The sequence below is a fragment of the Halosimplex halophilum genome (assembly GCF_004698125.1).
Classification (GTDB): Archaea; Halobacteriota; Halobacteria; order Halobacteriales; family Haloarculaceae; genus Halosimplex; species Halosimplex halophilum.
The window spans coordinates 1,120,059-1,135,949 of the sequence record NZ_ML214297.1; the positions used below are offsets into that span (position 1 = coordinate 1,120,059).

Genomic DNA, 15,891 nt, shown 5'->3' on the forward strand with positions numbered 1-15,891 from the left:
AGCTTCGGTCGGACCGGGCGCGTTCGTCACTGTTTTGCACACCGCGCGCGTCGGTCCGACCATGTACGCAGTCCAGTATGCGGACCACGGCGACCGGGACGTGGTCGAGTACGCCGAGCGGCCCGACCCCGAGGTGGGCCGGGGCGACGTGCTCGTCGACGTGAAGGCCGGCGCGCTGAACCACCTCGACGTGTGGACCCGCAAGGGCCTGCCGGGGATCGACCTGGAGATGCCCCACGTCCCCGGCTGCGACGCCGCGGGCGTCGTCGAGTCGGTCGGCGCGGACGTGACCCGCTTCGAGCCCGGCGACCGCGTGGCGGTCACCGCGGGCGTCAGCTGCGGCGAGTGCGAGTTCTGCCGCGACGGCGAGGCGTCGATGTGCGTCGACTACCACATCATCGGCGAGCACGTCCCCGGCGTCCACGGCGAACTCGCGGCCGTCCCCGAGGACAACCTCGTCGCCGTCCCCGAGGGCGTCGACTGGGCGACCGCCGCCGCGGCGCCGCTGGTCTTCCAGACCGCCTGGCGGATGCTGGTCACCCGCGCCGACATCGACCCCGGCGAGTCCGTCCTCGTGCTCGGCGCGTCGGGCGGCGTCGGTCACGCCGCCGTCCAGATCGCCGACTTCGCCGGCGCGGAGGTGTTCGCGACCGCGAGCACCGACGAGAAGCTCGACTACGCCCGCGAGGTCGGCGCCGACCACGCCATCGACTACACGGAGGACGATTTCGCCGCACAGATCAGGGAACTGACGGACGGCCGCGGCGTCGACGTGGTGGTCGACCATGTCGCCGGCGAGACCTGGGACGACTCGCTGAAGAGCCTCGCGAAGGGCGGCCGGCTGGTCACCTGCGGCGCCACGGCGGGCGGTCGGCCCCAGACCAACGTCAACCGGGTGTTCTGGAACCAGCTGTCGATAATCGGGTCGACGATGGCGACGCCCGGCGAGGTCGACGACGCCCTCGCGAAGGTGTGGGACGGGACCTTCGAGGTGCGCGTGCGCGACCGCCTGCCGATGAGCGAGACGGCCCGCGCCCACGAACTGCTGGAGGACCGCGAGGGCTTCGGGAAGGTCGTGGTCGTCCCCGACAGCGAGTTCGATGACTGAGGCGTCCGCCCCCGAGGGCGAGGTCCCCGACGACGAGGGCCGTCGCGGCGACCGGGGGACTGCCGGCGGTCCGGACGACCGGGACGGCGTCGACGGACACGTCCGCGGAACCGGCGGGGACGGCGACCTCCCGCCGGCCGACCCCGGCGGCTACGACGTGCCCGACCCCGAGTCGCGGGAGTTCGGACGCCGCGGGTGGGCGCTCGTGGCCGCGCTGGTCGTCGCCCTCGTCGTGATCCCCTGGACGATTATCGCGATCCCGCAGGCCCAGAGCCTGCTCGAAGCGCTCCCGCTCGGCTACCGCGACGCCTACCTCGTGCTCCCGTTCGTCCCGGCGGTCTTCCTCGGCCTGCTCGGCGTCTGGACCGCCGTCGCGAACCGGCGGCCCTGACCGGGGTCCCCGACGCGACCCGCTACGCTCCCGGCGCCTCCGACGTATCCAATTCTGATAGCGGGTCACGTACACTTATTTCGGGGAGGGAGAAACCCACCGGCTACCGATGCCGACGCCGGCGTTCACGCCCGTCGTGTTGCTCGCCGCCATCGTCGCGAGCGGCGTCGCCGCGTTCGTGTGGACGTTCCGCGACACGCCCGCCGCCCGGCCGCTGTCGGTGTTCGTCGCCGCGGCCGGCCTGTTCGCGCTCGCCCAGGGGATCGGGCTCGCGACGCCGGGGCTGGCCGGGAAGCTCCGGTGGTCGAGCGTCGCGGCGACCGTCTCCGTGGTCCTCCCGGCCGCCTGGCTGGTGACCGCCCTTGCGTACACCGAGAGCGACCGCGCGCTCGGGGGTCGCCGGCTGGCGCTGCTGGCCGTCGAACCCCTCGTCTTCGCCGCGCTCGTCTGGACGAACGACGCCCACGCCCTCGTCTGGACCGACCGGTGGGTCGAGACGGCGGCCGGGACCGCGTACCTCGCCCAGGAGTTCGGCCTCGCGATGTGGGCACACGTCGGCTACTCGTACCTGCTTGTCGCCGTCGGCAGTCTGGGGGTCGTCCGGCTGAACTTCCGGACGACGGACTTCTTCCGGGGCCAGGGGACGGCGCTGCTGGCCGCGATAGCCGCCGTCGCGGCCCTGTGTGCGGTCTCGCTGTTCGGCGTCGTCCCGGACCGCTACCCCCTCTCAGGGATCGGGGCCGTCTTCGGCGGACTCGTCATGACCGCCGCCCTGTTCCGCGGCCGCCTCCTGTCTATCACGCCCGCCACGCGACAGCTCGGCCGCGAGGCCGTCATCGACGAGATGGACGACCGCATCGTCATCCTCGACGACGACGACCGCGTCGTCGACGTCAACCCCGCCGCCGCGCGGCTGTTCGACGTCGACCCCGAGGGCGTCGTCGGGACGCCGATCGAGACCGCCGCGCCGATGCTCACCGGCTCGGCCGACGACGTCTCCACCGGCCAGTCGGACCTCGAACTCGACGGCCCGGACGGCCGTCGCTACTACGACGTCCGGGTCTCGCCGCTGTACCGGAGCTACGGGGGCGTCGCGGGCTGCGTCCTCAGCCTCAGGGACGTGACCGACCGGCGCCAGCACGAGCAACGGCTCGACGTGCTCAACCGGGTCCTCCGGCACAACCTCCGCAACGAGCTGAACGTCGTCCGCGGCAACGCCGAACTGCTCCGCCGGGAGGCGGAGCTGACCGACGACGCCCGGCGCCGGCTCGACCGCATCGAGGAGACGGTCGACGGCGTCGTCGCCCGCAGCGAGAAGATCGGCCACGTCGCCCGGACGGTCGACGGCGAGTGCGACAGCGCGTTCGCCGCCGCCGAGCGCGTCGAGGGGCTCGCCGACCGCGTCGAGTCCGCACACGACGGCGTGACCGTCGAGGTCGACCTGCCCGACGGGCTGGCCGTCGTCGGCGGGGCCAGCCTGGAGCGGGCCGTCGAGGAACTGCTGGCGAACGCCGCCGAACACGCCGGCGACGAGCCGAACGTCGAAGTGCGGACGGCCCGCCGCGGCGACGAGTTCGTCGAGATCCGCGTCGCGGACGACGGACCCGGGATCGAGGACCACGAACGCGCCGTCATCGAGGCGGGTCGCGAGACGGCGCTCGAACACGGCAGCGGCGTCGGCCTCTGGCTCGTCAAGTGGGTCGTCACCGAGTGCGGCGGCTCCGTCGAGTTCGTCGGCGACGGGGAGGGCTGCACCGTCGCGCTCACCCTCCCGCTGGCCGACACCGCCGGCGAGTCCGTCGGTAGCGGTTCGATCCCCTCCGAAAGCGAGGACGACGCCGCATCAGGCAGGTCCGGCGGCTCACGGGACTCCGAACGGACGGGGGCCGGAGCGGACGACTGAGCGCCGACCGGACCCGTGCGGCCGGTGTCGCGCTCTCGGTGCGGCCGCTGTGCGTCGCTTCGGCCGGGAGAGGTAACGGGTCGGAGGGTCGGTCGCCGTCGGTCACTCGAAGTCGCGTCGCATCGCGATCTCGAACCAGGGGCAGAGACGCAGTTGCCGGTACCACCGCGGGTGTTCGTACAGGCGCTCGTAGGGGACCCACATCAGGCCGCCGACCTCCTCGGGGTCGGGGTCGAGGGTCGTGTCGAGCAGCGTGGCCTTCAGCACCGCACAGACCTCGTGTTCGACCCCCTCGTCCATGTAGTAGCGCTTGTACTCGAAGCGGTCGGTCACCCGGAGGTTGTCGTACTGGTCGGGCGTGACGCCCAGTTCCTCCTCGAGTCGCTGGCGGGTCGCCTCGACCTGCGTCTGGCCCTTCCTGGGGTGGGAGGCGACGGTGCCGTCCCAGTAGGTGTCCCACAGCCGTTTCTTCGGGCTGCGCTGGGCGAGCAGGATGCGGTCGTCCTCGTCGAACAGCAGCGAGGTGAACGCGCGGTGGCGCCGGCCGTCGCCGGTGTGGGCGTCGAGGCGGTTGACCAGCCCCTGCTCCTCGTCGTTCTCGTCGACGGCGATCACCGACTGCTCGGCGTTCTCGTGGTAGTCGTCGGCCCCCTCGGCCGACGGCGCGCCGTCGTCTCCGGGGACCCCCTCGTCGTCCGTACTCATGGGAGTCACGTCGGAGAGCGGGTTCAAACAGTCTTCGACTTGCAGTGCAGTCGATCCGCTACGCAGTGCGAACCGGGCCGCGGGGCGCTGCGCTCACCCGACCCGTTCGTCGAGGATCAGTCTCGTCTTCGTGCTCACGACCTCGTCGAGTTCGCGCGTCTGGGTGATGATCTCGTTGACCCGCTCGGTGTCCTGGGCGTCGACGACGAAGACGATGTCCTCCTCGCCGGAGACCTGCCAGACGAAGTCGACCTCCGTCCACTCGGCGACGCGGTCGCTGATGTCGTGGGTGTCGACGCTCACGTCGACGCCGACCTCGATCATCGCCTTGACGTTCCCCGTCCGCGTCGCCACGGTGAAGCGCTCGATGACGCCCTCCTCGACCAGCGACTCCACGCGGTTGCGGACGGTCCCCTCGGAGGTCCCCACGTCGTCGGCGATCTCCGTGTACGGCGTCCGCGCGTCCCTGCGGAGGATGTTCAGGATCTCCCGGTCGAGGTCGTCCATCGAATACGCCACAGTTCCGAGCCACCCCACTTGACCGTTACGAATTTCGTAACCTGGCTTCGAAAGCAAGGCTTATCACCGGAGGTGGTATACGCATCTCGTAATGACGGACGCCTACGTGGCACTGGAGGGCGGACGCGTCGTCGAGGCGCGCGCGCGCTCGCCGGGCACGACTCGCGGGGAACTGGTCTTCACGACAGCGTACACGGGATACGAGGAGAGCCTCACCGACCCCTCCTACGAGGAGCAGATCCTCACGTTCTCCTATCCGCTGATCGGCAACTACGGCGTCCGGGAGGAGCGCTTCGAGTCCGACCGCGTCCACCCCCGCGGCGTCGTCGCCCGCGACCTGACCGACGACGTGGTCGAGTGGCTGAAGGAGGAGGGCGTCCCCGCCGTCGACAAGCTCGACACCCGCGACATCGTCACCGAGATCCGCGACTCCGGCGCGATGAAGTGCGGCATCGCCGCCGGCGAGGACGTGACCGAGCAGGACGCGCTGGACGAGCTCGACCGGTGCAAGCACATGAGCGACCACACGGACATCGGCGACCAGGTCACCACGCCCGAGACGGTCGTCTACAACGAGGACGGGTCGGGCGCCGACGTGGCGCTCATCGACTGCGGCGCCAAGGGCTCGATCATCTCCTCGCTCGTCGAGCGCGACGCGACGGTCCACCTGATGCCCCACGACACCACCGAGGAGGAGGTCGCCGACCTCGACCCCGACGTGCTCTTCATCTCCAACGGCCCCGGCGACCCGGAGAACTTCGACCAGGCCAACGAACTGGTCGACGACTTCGTCGGCGAGAAGCCCATCGCGGGCATCTGTCTCGGCCAGCAGGTCGTCGCCAACGCGCTGGGCGGCGAGACCGAGAAGATGGAGTTCGGCCACCGCGGCGTCAACCAGCCGGTCCGCGACCTGCGGACCGACCGCGTGGTGATGACCACCCAGAACCACGGCTACACGGTCGCCGACCCCGGCGACAACCTCGAGGTCACCCAGATCAACGTCAACGACGACACCCCCGAGGGCCTGGAGAACGACGAACTCGACATCCTCACCCGGCAGTACCACCCCGAGGCCAACCCCGGCCCCAACGACTCGAAGGGCTTCTTCGACGAGGTCCTCGCCATGGCCGAGGACGAGCCCGCCGCGACGACGAACTGAGGCGGCTCGTCCGCCGACCGTCGTCCGTCAGCGGCTCACTCGCCGGAGCGGTCGACCTGTTTTCCGCGATACCGTGTCTGTGAGCCGGCGTCCTCGTCGTCCCGTCGTTCGTCGTCCGACGGCGGTTCGTCGGGGACGCCGGGGTGGTTCTCGCGGCTGACCGGCCGGCCGCGGTAGGTCAGCTGGTTGGCGCCGTCGTCGGCCTCGATCTCCTCGGGCGACTCGGCGGTGCGGTCCTCGACGTACTCCGCGGCCGCCGCGAGCAGCGACTCGTCCGTCGACCGCTTCGCCCAGCAGTGGTACTGCTTGCGCGGCGTCCGCAGGACGAACCGCGTGGCGAACAGCCCCGTGCGGTAGGCGGCCGCGACCACCGAGTCGTGTGGGACCTCGACGGCGGTGTCCTCGTCGTCGCCGCCGACCAGACAGAGCGTCCGGCGGTCGGTGACCACGACGACGGTGCCGCGGTCGCCGGCCGGTTTCGTCGTGTTGCGCTTGGTGCCGAGGCCGATACCGCGTTTCCCGTTCGTCAGAACGTAAGCCGGCGCCTCCGTCCCGTCGAGATGGGTCACGGGCGGGTCGTGCAGCCGTCCGTCGGGGAACGACTCCTCGCGCCCCGCGAGCACGCCGACCGTCACTGACGGGTGGGGCGCCATCTCCGCGAGCGTCATCGCCCTGTCGAGGGCGGTGCCGTCGCTCATCGACTCCCTCCGGGCGGCGTCGCGAGCGTCTCGTCGGTCATCACCCGGGCGTTGTCACCCGGTTCATATCAGAATACGCCTACGATTCCTTTGGGTGGGGGGAGGTCCTAATACGGTTCCAATGAGGGCCGCGGGGTCGGGCGAGCTAGCGCTCCCACTCGTAGAACCACCACGACGCGCCGAGCAACAGGAGTCCGGCGCCCAGGGCCGAGGTGGCGGGCTCGGGGAAGACGAACAGGACGAACCCGACCAGGATCAGGAGGCTCGGCTCGATCTCGTTCCAGTACTCGGAGTAGCTGGGGAACGCCATGTGCACCCGTTGGCGGGCGACCGGGAAATACGTTGACCGGTCGCCGCGCCGAGTTCGCCCGCTCGCGGGACTACTGGACAGTGTCCCCGACCCGGATCAGCCTGACGTGGCCCCGCTGGTCGATCGTGACCCTGTATCCCGCGTAGGAGAAGGCGATCTCCATCTGCGCCCCCGACGAGGGCGGCCGCTTGAAGAGGTTCTCGACGGCGTGGTCGACCTCGCGATACAGCGACGGCAACTCCGTCGCGTCGACCCCTTCGAGCCCCGCGATCAGTTCGAGGAACTCGTGTTCGGCCGTCTCTGACCGCGGTTCGATCCGCGCTCGCACGATTCCCGGCTGGTCCCCTCCCGTCTCGTCGGCGTCGTCGAACGGCTCGCGTGCCATACAGTATGAGGTGCGGAGCGCCGGGGACAAGTGTAATTGCCAGCTTTCGGTCAGCTACGCACCGATAACCCCGGGTTGGTGACTCGGTGATGCGGTCGGGTTGCGGGTTCGGGGCCACCCTGGCACCGGACCCGGAGCGGTTCGCGCAGGCGCCGCTCGCGGCCCGACGGCGCGCTGTCCGGTCGCCCACAGCGCGGGAGAAGAGACGGCTCCGGGTCAGGCCGGCGACGGCGTCTGCACGCTGGAGATGTAGCCCGTCAGGTCGGTCGTCGAGACGATGCCGATGACGCCCTCCTCGTCGTCGACGACGGGGAGGTGGTGGATACTGTGGTCGATCATCAGGTCGGCCGCCTCGACGATGGAGGTCTGGGCGGTCGTCGTGACCACGTCGGTCGTCATGTACCGCTCGACGGTCGTCTGGGCCTTCGGCTTGGACTTGGCGACGATGTCGACGAAGTCCGTCGTCGTGAGGATGCCCAGAAGCCGGTTGTCCTCGTCGACGACGACCAGCGACCCGACCCCGTTGTCCTGCATCTGTGCGGCGGCGTCCTCGACGAGCGTGTCGGGGCCGACCGTCTGCAGGTCCGAACTCATCAGCCGCGCGACGAAGATGTCTTCCATAGACACTGCTACACATACCCAGCGTATAAACACCGTCGGTCCCGGCAGAGCGGTCGGGCGATAGCGCCCCCGCCACGACCCCGCGGTGCCCCTCGACTCCGGTGGCGCTCGAACGAGTCCGCCGGGCCGCTCCGACCGCCGGACGACCCGAACCGCAAACCACAGGCGCGTCCTCCCGGAAGGAACGCCCATGTCGTGGTATCTCCTCTTCGTCGCCGGGCTGTTCGAGATCGCGTGGGCGGTCGGGCTGGAGTACTCAGAGGGGCTCAGCCGACCCGTCCCGACCGCAGCGACGGGCGTCGCGATGCTGATCAGCGTCGTCCTGCTCGCGAAGGCGGTCGAACAGTTGCCCGTCGGTACCGCCTACGCCGTCTGGACCGGGATCGGTGCGGTTGGCACTGCCGCGCTGGGGATCGTCCTCTTCGACGAACCGCTGAGCGCCGCTCGCGTCGCGTTCGTCGGCCTCATCGTCGTCGGCATCGCCGGGCTGAACCTCACCGCGAGCGGCGCCTCCTGAGGCGGGCTGTCGGGCCCGTGTGTCAGGTCTGCCGGTACAGCAGCGTCGCGACCCCGAGCACGAGGAGGAGCAGTCCCCACATCAGGTCGCCGCCCGGGAGGACACCGAGCAGGAGCGTGACGATACCCGAGGAGATCAGCGACCAGCCGAGCGTGGTCCGGAAGGCCATGCGAACCAGTTGGTGGTCCGAACGGAAAGGTGTCCGGTCGGGGGTTCGATGACATCCGGTTTGCGAGCCAATATGAGGAGTCGTGGTACCTCGACCCTCGGAAGGGTTATCCCCCAGCCAAACCTCTGTTTGTTCGTAATGGCAAACGGTAAGGTTGACTTCTTCAACGACACTGGCGGCTACGGTTTCATTTCGACTGACGACGGCGATCTCGACGACGACGAAGACGTCTTCTTCCACATGGAGGACGTCGGCGGCGAAGACCTCACGGAAGGTACCGAGGTCGAGTTCGACATCGAGTCCTCGCCGAAGGGGCCTCGCGCGGCGAACGTCGTCCGGCAGTAACACCGGGACACGGCTGTCGCTCACAGCGGCAGACACCGACCTCGATTTTTCAGACGGTTACGCGTCCGAGCCGGCGCTATCTGTACACGCTGTATTGAACCGTTCCGGACCGATGGCTCCGGTCAATACTGGCGAAACGTATTGCTCACTCCACGCGCATACCGGACAACAGACAGTTGCAAACCGCCACAAAACCGTACGGGCACCTCTCGAATTCTCGGATTGAGGACGGTGACAACGGTTTTCGCGCCTTGCTCGGACTCACACTCTGACCCCTCGTGGAAGCGTATTCTATATGGCGAGTAGGCGAGTCGACATAATACTAGTACAAACTATTTTAGTAATACTATGTTATGATCGTGCGTAACGAGCGATGACGGACTACAGTCCAGTCTTCGCCTGGATGATTTTGGCAGTTTTATGTGGGGGTATGCTACGAGATTCCGAGATCCGGCGAGTGCGTCTTGGACTCGGCGTAACGTTACTGGGCCTCGTAATCGGTATCGGAGTGATGAGTGTCAGCAGTCTGCCTCCCAAGATCACCTTTCCCGCTAGTGTCGTAGCATTCGGTTTCTTGCTCGCCGGGTTTCTACTCACCAGTGTTACCAAGATTCGAAGATATCGCAATCAATCGACGTAGCGGCTCCATTTTCGGGATCGGATCGGGATCCGGCAGCTGGATCGAATCGTTTGCCAGTTCCGGGGGCGGTGCTTTACTGTCCGCGATGCGCGACAGTGTCTCTCTGCGACACGACGAAGGCACCGCGAGCGATGCGAGTGAGTGAGTCCGCTGTACTGACCGATACTTGTGCCGTCTGTACTGAGCACGATCGCCATCACCGCCGCTAGGGGACGGTCGGAACGGAGAGAGAAAGCGGAGAGTAGAGCGGTCTGAGGTCGAGTCGCGGCTCAGTCCTGCTTGGGCTGGCCCCAGTACTCGTCGCGCTTGACGCGGTCGCCGACGGGCTGGACGTCCAGCGGCTCGTCGGCGGCCTCGATAGCCTCCAGCGCCGCGCGGGCGGAGGCGAGCGTCGAGAAGTAGGTTATCTCCTCCTCGACGGCCGCTTCGAGGGGTGCGCGCTGGCGCGAGACGATGAGGTCGAGGTCGCCGCTCTCGACGGCGTCGACGAACTCTTCGGTGTCGTCGAAGGTCACCAGGTCGAAGTGCTCGGCGTACTGGTCGACCAGTTCCTCGCCGGCCTCGGTCTCGCGGCCGGGGAACTCGCTCTCCGAGAGGTCGACCACGGCGGTCCCCTCCAGCGGGATGGGCTTGCCGACGGACATCTGGGCCTTCTGGTAGGCCTTGCCGAAGGAGTCGGCGGTCCCCATGACCTCGCCCGTGGACTTCATCTCCGGGCCGAGGCGCGGGTCCGAACCCGGCAGGCGGTCGAACGGCAGGACGACCTCCTTGATGGAGGTCTGCTCGGGCACCTGTTCGTTCACGTCCAGCTCGTCGAGGGACTCGCCGGCCATGACCTTCGCGGCGAGCTTCGCGATGGGGACGCCCGTCGCCTTCGAGACGAACGGGACGGTGCGCGAGGAGCGGGGGTTCGCTTCGAGGACGTACACCTCGCCGTCCTTGACCGCGAGCTGGACGTTCAGCAGGCCGACGGTGTCGAGCGCGCGGGCGATGTCCTCGGTGACCTGGCGGACCTTGCGGTTCACGTCGCGGCCGAGCGAGCGCGGCGGGATCATGCAGGCGGAGTCGCCCGAGTGGACGCCCGCGCTCTCGACGTGCTCCATGATGCCGCCGATGAGGACGTTCTCGCCGTCGGAGACGGCGTCGACGTCCAGTTCGACGGCGTCCTCGAGGAACTCGTCGACGAGGATGGGCTTGTCCGGGCTGACGCGGACGGCCTCCTCGATGTACTCCTTGAGGTCCTCGTCGCTGTAGACGATGTCCATCGCGCGGCCGCCCAGCACGTAGGAGGGGCGCACGAGGACGGGGTAGCCGATCTCGTGGGCCAGGTCCAGCGCCTCCTGCTCGCTGGTGGCGGAGCCGCCCTGGGGCTGGGCGATGCCCAGGTCGTCCATCAGGCGGTTGAAGCGGTCGCGGTCCTCCGCGAGGTCCATGGCGTCGACCGAGGTGCCCATGATCTCGCAGTCGAGGTCACGGCGCTGGAGTTCCGCTTCCAGCGGGTGGCCGATGTCGACGGAGGTCTGGCCGCCGAACTGGACCATCACGCCGTCGGCGCCGGTCTCCTCGACCACGTCGGCGACCTCCTCGGCCGTGATGGGCTCGAAGAACAGCCCGTCGGAGGTGTCGTAGTCGGTCGAGACCGTCTCGGGGTTGTTGTTGACGACGGTGGCGTCGATGCCCAGCTCCTCCAGCGCGCGGACCGCGTGGACCGAACAGTAGTCGAACTCGACGCCCTGCCCGATGCGGATCGGGCCGCCGCCGACGACCACGACGCTCTCGGCGTCGCGGTCGACCTGCACCTCGTTGCGGCCCAGCCCCGAGATGGGGTCACGGGAGGAGTAGTAGTACGGCGTCGTCGCCGCGAACTCGCCGGCGCAGGTGTCGACGAGCTTGAAGTCCCTGTCGGAGGTCTGGCTCTCGACCTCGTCGACGGTCACGTCCGGACCGGGCGAGGTCGCGGCCTCGGCGGATTCGGCCTCCGCCCCACCGTCGGCCATCGCGGTGTCGTCGTCGGGCGCGTCGGGGCCCTCGACGGTCGGCAGCCAGGAGGCGTGGGTGTCGTTGAACTCGCCGCCGGCCAGCGCGACGATCTCCTGGTCGGTGAAGCCCACGTCGGCGGCGGCCTGGTAGTCGCCGTCGGCCGCGGCCTCGGCGGCGTCGGCGATGCGCTTGAACCGTTCGAGGTACCACTCGCGGATCTCCGTGATCTCGCGGATCGTCTCGACGTCGTAGCCGCGACTGAACGCCTCGAAGATGGCGTAGGGACGGTCCGGCGAGGGGCGTTCGAGGTAGTACTCCTCCAGTTCGTCGTTGAACACCGTCGAGAAGTCGACGGCCGGGTCGTACTCGCTCGACCGGAGCGCCTTCAGCAGCGACTCCTCGAACGTGCGGCCGATGGACATCGCCTCGCCGGTCGATTTCATCGCCGGCCCGAGCTCGAACTCCACGTCGGTGAACTTGTCCTTGGGCCACCGGGGGACCTTCGTGACCACGTAGTCGATGGCCGGCTCGAAGGCCGCGGTGGTCTGACCCGTGATCTCGTTTTCGATCTCGTGGAGGCGCTTGCCCAGCGCGACCTTCGCGGTGACGCGGGCGATGGGGTAACCGGTCGCCTTCGACGCGAGGGCGGAGGAGCGGGAGACGCGCGGGTTGACCTCGACGACGCGATACTCGCCGCCGGGGGTGCCGTCGTCGCGCCAGGCGAACTGGATGTTACAGCCGCCCTGGATACCGAGTTCGCGGATCACGTCGAGCGCGGTGTCGCGCATGACCTGGTGGCCCTCGTCGGGGATGACCTGGGAGGGAGTCACGACCGTCGACTCCCCGGTGTGGATGCCCATCGGGTCGAGGTTCTCCATGTTGCAGATGATGATACACGAGTCGTCGGCGTCGCGCATCACCTCGTACTCCAGCTCGATCCAGCCGTCGATGGACTCCGTGATCATCACGCGGTCGTCCCGCGAGAGGCGCAGCCCCTTCCGGACGGCGTCTTTGAGTTCGTCCATGTCGTCGATGACGCCCGACCCGGCGCCGCCCAGCGTGTAGGTCGTGCGCATGATGACCGGGAGGCCGCCGACGGCCTCGACGGCCTCCTCGACCTCGTCCATGGACTCGATGGTGATCGACTCGGGGACCGGCTCGCCGATGGACTCCATGCGCTGGCGGAACTGGTCGCGGTCCTCCGTCGCGTAGATGGTGTCCAGCGGCGTGCCCATCACCTCGACGTCGTGCTCGTCGAGGACGCCCTCCTCGGCGAGTTCCGCGGTGACGTTCAGCCCCGTCTGGCCGCCCAGGCCGGCGATGACCCCGTCGGGGTTCTCCTTCCGGATGATCTCCGAGATGGCCTCGGTGTTGATGGGCTCGATGTAGACGGCGTCGGCCATCTCCGGGTCGGTCATGATCGTCGCCGGGTTCGAGTTGACGAGCACGACGCGCGCCCCCTCCTCCTGGAGCGCGCGACACGCCTGCGCCCCCGAGTAGTCGAACTCGGCCGCCTGTCCGATCTTGATCGGCCCGCTCCCGATCAGCAGAATGGTACGGTCCTCGTCCTGTGTCATTACTCGGGCGGAGTCCGCTCATCGTAATAAACCCGGCGAAAGAATGCGGAAATCGAAATCGAGTTTCGAAAATCGTACCGGCGCGCTCCGGGTCGCGCAGCGGTACGGATCGGACGCACGGCGCGGTGTGGGCGGGGGATCGGGACGAGCGCGGCCTCGCCCCGGCCGTCGGGTGTCTACCGGACATACTGTGACGGCACGTAAAGGGGCGACGATACGGGGGGCGGCCAGCGGCGGTCGGCAGCGGCTGGTGGCGACCTCCGCTCCGGAAGGCACGGCCTCAGTTGTTGCGGTCGGTGAACTCGTAGCGATACGGCTGGTCGCGGATGACCTCGACCTCGCCGGACTGGGCGTGGCGCCCGAGGACGGTCGCCACGCGGTGAGCGCTGTCGAACTCCACCCCGTGGTCGTCGAGGAGGTTCAGGATCTCCCTGGCCGTCAGCGGCTCCTCCGCGTCGGCCTCCTCCAGCACGGACCGGATGCGCTCGAAGTCGCGCTGCCGTACGCGCATACACACCCGTACAGCCTCCCCCACCATTAAACGCCGTCAGACAGCCGTCAGACGGCCGATCTCTGGGAATCGCAGGACGGCACCGGCCCGGGTGTGTCGGCCGCTGTCATACGCACCACGCAACTACGTGCAACTGACCCGAACGTTCCGGACGGATGTTCGATATCCGCGGACAGCCGTTCCGCAGTAGTCGACAGCCCCGCGACCCGCGGGCCCGACGGACGCCCGGCGCGCTCAGACCGCCGAGTCGTGCTCCGTCTCGAACTCGCGCTCCTCGCGGTACTGGTCGACGAACGCGCTCACGTCGAACTCGTGGAGCCACTCCTCGAACTGCGCGGCCGCCGCCTCGTCGTCGGCGTGGCTCACCGCGTGGTCCATCAGCTCGACGACGAGCTCGACGACGATCTCGTGGAGCCGGCGGGCGTCGAAGTCGGTCAGCCACAGCAGCGAGTAGCCCACCTCCCCCTGGTCGGAGAGGTCCTCGCTGACCACGGCCTCGGGGAACTCCTCCATCACGATGCCCATGACGTGGGCGGTCGTGAACTCGGGGAACTCGTCGGCCGTCTCGACGGTCTCGGTGAGCACCTCGACGAGGAACTCCGGGACGAACCGGCCCAGCGGGTGCACGTCCATCACGACCGCGTGGGCCTCGCCGCAGGCGCAGTCGTACTCCCGCAGGCCCATGTCCAGGTCGTGGAGGGCGACGGTCTCCCCGCAGGGCAACTCGATGTCCGCCCCCTCGCTCCCGGGGACGCGCGGCTCTGCCATTACCCGGTGTACCGCCGTCAGCCGTTTAAACGCCGCGGTACCGCCCGGCGTTCGACCGTCCCGTCGCGGAACGCGGGGCGCGCCGCCGTTCAGAAGTCGTACGGATTATCGCAGGTCATTCCGGGATCGACCGCACGCAGTCGTGCGGTCGACCCGGTAAACGCTTGCGATAATCCGTATCAGGGCCAGTCGTCGCGCTCGTCGTCGCCGGCGTCCTCGTCGGGCGTCTCCGGCTCGCCGAGTTCCCACTCGGCGGCCTCGGCCGCGTCGGAGACGGCGAGGTACTCCCAGCCGACCTCCTCGGCGAGTTCGGCGTCCTCGTCGTCGGTCCCGACGAAGACGTGTCGCTCGGTGCCGAACTGTTTCTGCACGTTTTCGAGGCTCTCGGCGCGGCTGCGGGGCCCGGAGAAGAAGTCCTGGCGGATGCGGTGTTTGCGCGTGAAGTTCGTCACCACGTAGGTCGGCTGCTCGGAGACGACGCCGACGTACTCGCTCCACTGGCGCGCGTCCTGGAACACCCGGTCCGGGTAGGCCAGGGCCTTCAGCGCGTCCAGGTCGAAGGCGAGGGTCATGTCGCTGCTGCCGCCGCTGTCCATACACGATAGGGGTACTGGCCCGGGGAAAACGCCTTCGATCAGGCCCCGAGCGTGTCGCTCTGGCCCGCGGGCGCGCCGCTGGGCTGGCCGCCCGCGCGGCCGCCGACCGCCTGCAGGTACGCGCTCGTGAACAGCGACACGCCGAACACGACGACCGTCGTCTCGACGGTCCGCCTGAACGGCCCGGTCAGGTCACCCAGCGGGACCAGTCCGCTGATGAACGTCACGACGACCCAGGTCAGCCAGAAGACCGCGACGAGCACGATCATCTGGAGTGCGTTCTCCTTCACCAGCCCGTAGCTGTTCGACATCGCCTCGAAGACGCCGTCGCCGTCGAGCACGACCCGCTGGCGGACGAACAGGAACAGGATCGCCAGCACGAACCCCACGAGGAGCGGGGCCGTGAGTACGACCAGCAACAGCGCCAGGAAGCTCGCGACCACCGACTTGACGTACGCGCTCGGAAGTCCCGAGACGATCTCGTCGACCGGGACGCTGTTGGGGTCCCGCGCCGCGAGCGCCCGGACCCCCACGACGTGCAGAAACTCCATGATGAACGGGAGCGTCAGGAGCAGGCCGACCGCCGCGACGAAGGGGATATCCATCCCCGTCGTGTCGACCATGTCCACGACCGGGAGCAGCTCCGTGTACCCCCGCTCGATCAGTTCGTCCTCCACATCGGCGAGCGTGTACCCCCCCGCCCGGTCGAGGGCGAACTCGACGCCGCGCGCGAGGAACGTGTTGTACACCACCGGGTTCGTGAGCCTGAAGACAGCGAACAGGACCAACACGAGTACGCCCGGAACGGTCGCGATCCGTCTGACCGCGTCTTCCAGCGTGTCACCCACGGACACTGACATGTCCCCGAGTGTTCGCCTCTGTTACTTAAGCGATACGATCCGTCAGACAACAGGACGCCTCCGGTCCTGTCGGCGGTGAGCGCACGCCGCGGTACGGACGGAGACGGTATCGGCGACGGCGGAAAGGCG

The 15,891-nt window shown here is 68.6% G+C and carries 18 protein-coding genes; 6 read left to right on the forward strand and 12 right to left on the reverse strand.

Going from position 1 to position 15,891, the window contains the following annotated elements; genetic code table 11:
- Positions 1–61: 61 nt before the first annotated feature.
- From E3328_RS05650 to E3328_RS05660, 3 genes are all read left to right on the forward strand, one after another.
- Positions 62–1,108 carry a zinc-binding dehydrogenase gene (locus E3328_RS05650; protein WP_135363622.1) on the forward strand — a complete coding sequence of 349 codons (1,047 nt, stop codon included), beginning with the start codon at positions 62–64 and terminating at the stop codon, positions 1,106–1,108.
- Complete coding sequence (locus E3328_RS22485) at positions 1,101–1,499, forward strand: DUF7977 family protein (RefSeq protein ID WP_246022905.1); 399 nt, start codon at positions 1,101–1,103, stop codon at positions 1,497–1,499. Before E3328_RS05650 ends, E3328_RS22485 begins: the two co-directional genes overlap by 8 nt.
- Before the next feature lie 109 nt (positions 1,500–1,608).
- Complete coding sequence (locus tag E3328_RS05660; protein WP_135363623.1) at positions 1,609–3,402, forward strand: histidine kinase N-terminal 7TM domain-containing protein; 1,794 nt, start codon at positions 1,609–1,611, stop codon at positions 3,400–3,402.
- Positions 3,403–3,504: 102 nt separating this feature from the next.
- Here the strand turns inward: E3328_RS05660 and E3328_RS05665 are convergent, their stop codons facing one another.
- Positions 3,505–4,107: an NUDIX hydrolase gene (locus tag E3328_RS05665; protein WP_135363624.1), complete on the reverse strand. Its 603-nt coding sequence runs from the start codon at positions 4,105–4,107 to the stop codon at positions 3,505–3,507.
- A gap of 93 nt (positions 4,108–4,200) precedes the next feature.
- On the reverse strand, positions 4,201–4,614 hold the full coding sequence (locus E3328_RS05670) for an Lrp/AsnC family transcriptional regulator (protein WP_135363625.1): 414 nt from the start codon (positions 4,612–4,614) through the stop codon (positions 4,201–4,203).
- 103 nt (positions 4,615–4,717) lie between these two features.
- Between E3328_RS05670 and carA the strand changes: the two genes are divergently transcribed.
- The gene (carA, locus tag E3328_RS05675) at positions 4,718–5,785 is read left to right on the forward strand and encodes a glutamine-hydrolyzing carbamoyl-phosphate synthase small subunit (protein ID WP_135363626.1); all 1,068 of its coding nucleotides are present in this window, start codon (positions 4,718–4,720) and stop codon (positions 5,783–5,785) included.
- 35 nt (positions 5,786–5,820) lie between these two features.
- On the opposite strand, the gene E3328_RS05680 is transcribed toward carA, so the two are convergent.
- The 4 genes from E3328_RS05680 to E3328_RS05690 form a co-directional block, all read right to left on the reverse strand.
- Positions 5,821–6,483 (reverse strand): hypothetical protein, encoded by a 663-nt coding sequence (locus E3328_RS05680; RefSeq protein ID WP_167837317.1) that lies wholly within the window; start codon positions 6,481–6,483, stop codon positions 5,821–5,823.
- Between the two features lie 145 nt (positions 6,484–6,628).
- Positions 6,629–6,793: a hypothetical protein gene (locus E3328_RS21815; protein WP_167837318.1), complete on the reverse strand. Its 165-nt coding sequence runs from the start codon at positions 6,791–6,793 to the stop codon at positions 6,629–6,631.
- Between the two features lie 70 nt (positions 6,794–6,863).
- The gene (locus E3328_RS05685; RefSeq protein WP_135363627.1) at positions 6,864–7,178 is read right to left on the reverse strand and encodes a HalOD1 output domain-containing protein; all 315 of its coding nucleotides are present in this window, start codon (positions 7,176–7,178) and stop codon (positions 6,864–6,866) included.
- A gap of 216 nt (positions 7,179–7,394) precedes the next feature.
- Complete coding sequence (locus E3328_RS05690) at positions 7,395–7,799, reverse strand: CBS domain-containing protein (protein WP_135363628.1); 405 nt, start codon at positions 7,797–7,799, stop codon at positions 7,395–7,397.
- A 190-nt stretch (positions 7,800–7,989) separates the two neighbouring features.
- On the opposite strand from E3328_RS05690, the gene E3328_RS05695 reads away from it, so the two are divergent.
- Positions 7,990–8,316: a DMT family transporter gene (locus tag E3328_RS05695; protein ID WP_135363629.1), complete on the forward strand. Its 327-nt coding sequence runs from the start codon at positions 7,990–7,992 to the stop codon at positions 8,314–8,316.
- A 22-nt stretch (positions 8,317–8,338) separates the two neighbouring features.
- Here the strand turns inward: E3328_RS05695 and E3328_RS21820 are convergent, their stop codons facing one another.
- Positions 8,339–8,485, reverse strand: a complete 147-nt coding sequence (locus E3328_RS21820) for a hypothetical protein (RefSeq protein WP_167837319.1) — start codon at positions 8,483–8,485, stop codon at positions 8,339–8,341.
- Positions 8,486–8,623: 138 nt separating this feature from the next.
- On the opposite strand from E3328_RS21820, the gene E3328_RS05700 reads away from it, so the two are divergent.
- Positions 8,624–8,830 (forward strand): cold-shock protein, encoded by a 207-nt coding sequence (locus E3328_RS05700; RefSeq protein ID WP_008418277.1) that lies wholly within the window; start codon positions 8,624–8,626, stop codon positions 8,828–8,830.
- Positions 8,831–9,739: 909 nt separating this feature from the next.
- Here the strand turns inward: E3328_RS05700 and carB are convergent.
- The 5 genes from carB to E3328_RS05725 form a co-directional block, all read right to left on the reverse strand.
- Positions 9,740–13,027: a carbamoyl-phosphate synthase large subunit gene (gene carB / locus E3328_RS05705; protein ID WP_135363630.1), complete on the reverse strand. Its 3,288-nt coding sequence runs from the start codon at positions 13,025–13,027 to the stop codon at positions 9,740–9,742.
- 280 nt (positions 13,028–13,307) lie between these two features.
- The gene (locus E3328_RS05710) at positions 13,308–13,538 is read right to left on the reverse strand and encodes a hypothetical protein (protein WP_135363631.1); all 231 of its coding nucleotides are present in this window, start codon (positions 13,536–13,538) and stop codon (positions 13,308–13,310) included.
- 234 nt (positions 13,539–13,772) lie between these two features.
- Positions 13,773–14,306 (reverse strand): DUF5815 family protein, encoded by a 534-nt coding sequence (locus E3328_RS05715; RefSeq protein ID WP_135363632.1) that lies wholly within the window; start codon positions 14,304–14,306, stop codon positions 13,773–13,775.
- Between the two features lie 179 nt (positions 14,307–14,485).
- The gene (locus E3328_RS05720; RefSeq protein ID WP_135363633.1) at positions 14,486–14,902 is read right to left on the reverse strand and encodes a DUF7124 domain-containing protein; all 417 of its coding nucleotides are present in this window, start codon (positions 14,900–14,902) and stop codon (positions 14,486–14,488) included.
- Positions 14,903–14,940: 38 nt separating this feature from the next.
- Entirely contained in the window at positions 14,941–15,762 is an 822-nt protein-coding gene (locus E3328_RS05725) for a DUF7847 domain-containing protein (protein ID WP_135363634.1), read from the reverse strand.
- Between the last annotated feature and the right edge of the window lie 129 nt (positions 15,763–15,891).

Bases quoted from the DNA above. Each gene is read 5' to 3' on its own strand.
- E3328_RS05650 (WP_135363622.1), top strand. From the start codon at position 62: ATGTACGCAGTCCAGTATGCGGACCACGGCGACCGGGACGTGGTCGAG.
- E3328_RS22485 (WP_246022905.1), top strand. From the start codon at position 1,101: ATGACTGAGGCGTCCGCCCCCGAGGGCGAGGTCCCCGACGACGAGGGC.
- E3328_RS05660 (WP_135363623.1), top strand. From the start codon at position 1,609: ATGCCGACGCCGGCGTTCACGCCCGTCGTGTTGCTCGCCGCCATCGTC.
- E3328_RS05665 (WP_135363624.1), bottom strand. From the start codon at position 4,107: ATGAGTACGGACGACGAGGGGGTCCCCGGAGACGACGGCGCGCCGTCG.
- E3328_RS05670 (WP_135363625.1), bottom strand. From the start codon at position 4,614: ATGGACGACCTCGACCGGGAGATCCTGAACATCCTCCGCAGGGACGCG.
- carA (WP_135363626.1), top strand. From the start codon at position 4,718: ATGACGGACGCCTACGTGGCACTGGAGGGCGGACGCGTCGTCGAGGCG.
- E3328_RS05680 (WP_167837317.1), bottom strand. From the start codon at position 6,483: ATGAGCGACGGCACCGCCCTCGACAGGGCGATGACGCTCGCGGAGATG.
- E3328_RS21815 (WP_167837318.1), bottom strand. From the start codon at position 6,793: ATGGCGTTCCCCAGCTACTCCGAGTACTGGAACGAGATCGAGCCGAGC.
- E3328_RS05685 (WP_135363627.1), bottom strand. From the start codon at position 7,178: ATGGCACGCGAGCCGTTCGACGACGCCGACGAGACGGGAGGGGACCAG.
- E3328_RS05690 (WP_135363628.1), bottom strand. From the start codon at position 7,799: ATGGAAGACATCTTCGTCGCGCGGCTGATGAGTTCGGACCTGCAGACG.
- E3328_RS05695 (WP_135363629.1), top strand. From the start codon at position 7,990: ATGTCGTGGTATCTCCTCTTCGTCGCCGGGCTGTTCGAGATCGCGTGG.
- E3328_RS21820 (WP_167837319.1), bottom strand. From the start codon at position 8,485: ATGGCCTTCCGGACCACGCTCGGCTGGTCGCTGATCTCCTCGGGTATC.
- E3328_RS05700 (WP_008418277.1), top strand. From the start codon at position 8,624: ATGGCAAACGGTAAGGTTGACTTCTTCAACGACACTGGCGGCTACGGT.
- carB (WP_135363630.1), bottom strand. From the start codon at position 13,027: ATGACACAGGACGAGGACCGTACCATTCTGCTGATCGGGAGCGGGCCG.
- E3328_RS05710 (WP_135363631.1), bottom strand. From the start codon at position 13,538: ATGCGCGTACGGCAGCGCGACTTCGAGCGCATCCGGTCCGTGCTGGAG.
- E3328_RS05715 (WP_135363632.1), bottom strand. From the start codon at position 14,306: ATGGCAGAGCCGCGCGTCCCCGGGAGCGAGGGGGCGGACATCGAGTTG.
- E3328_RS05720 (WP_135363633.1), bottom strand. From the start codon at position 14,902: ATGGACAGCGGCGGCAGCAGCGACATGACCCTCGCCTTCGACCTGGAC.
- E3328_RS05725 (WP_135363634.1), bottom strand. From the start codon at position 15,762: ATGTCAGTGTCCGTGGGTGACACGCTGGAAGACGCGGTCAGACGGATC.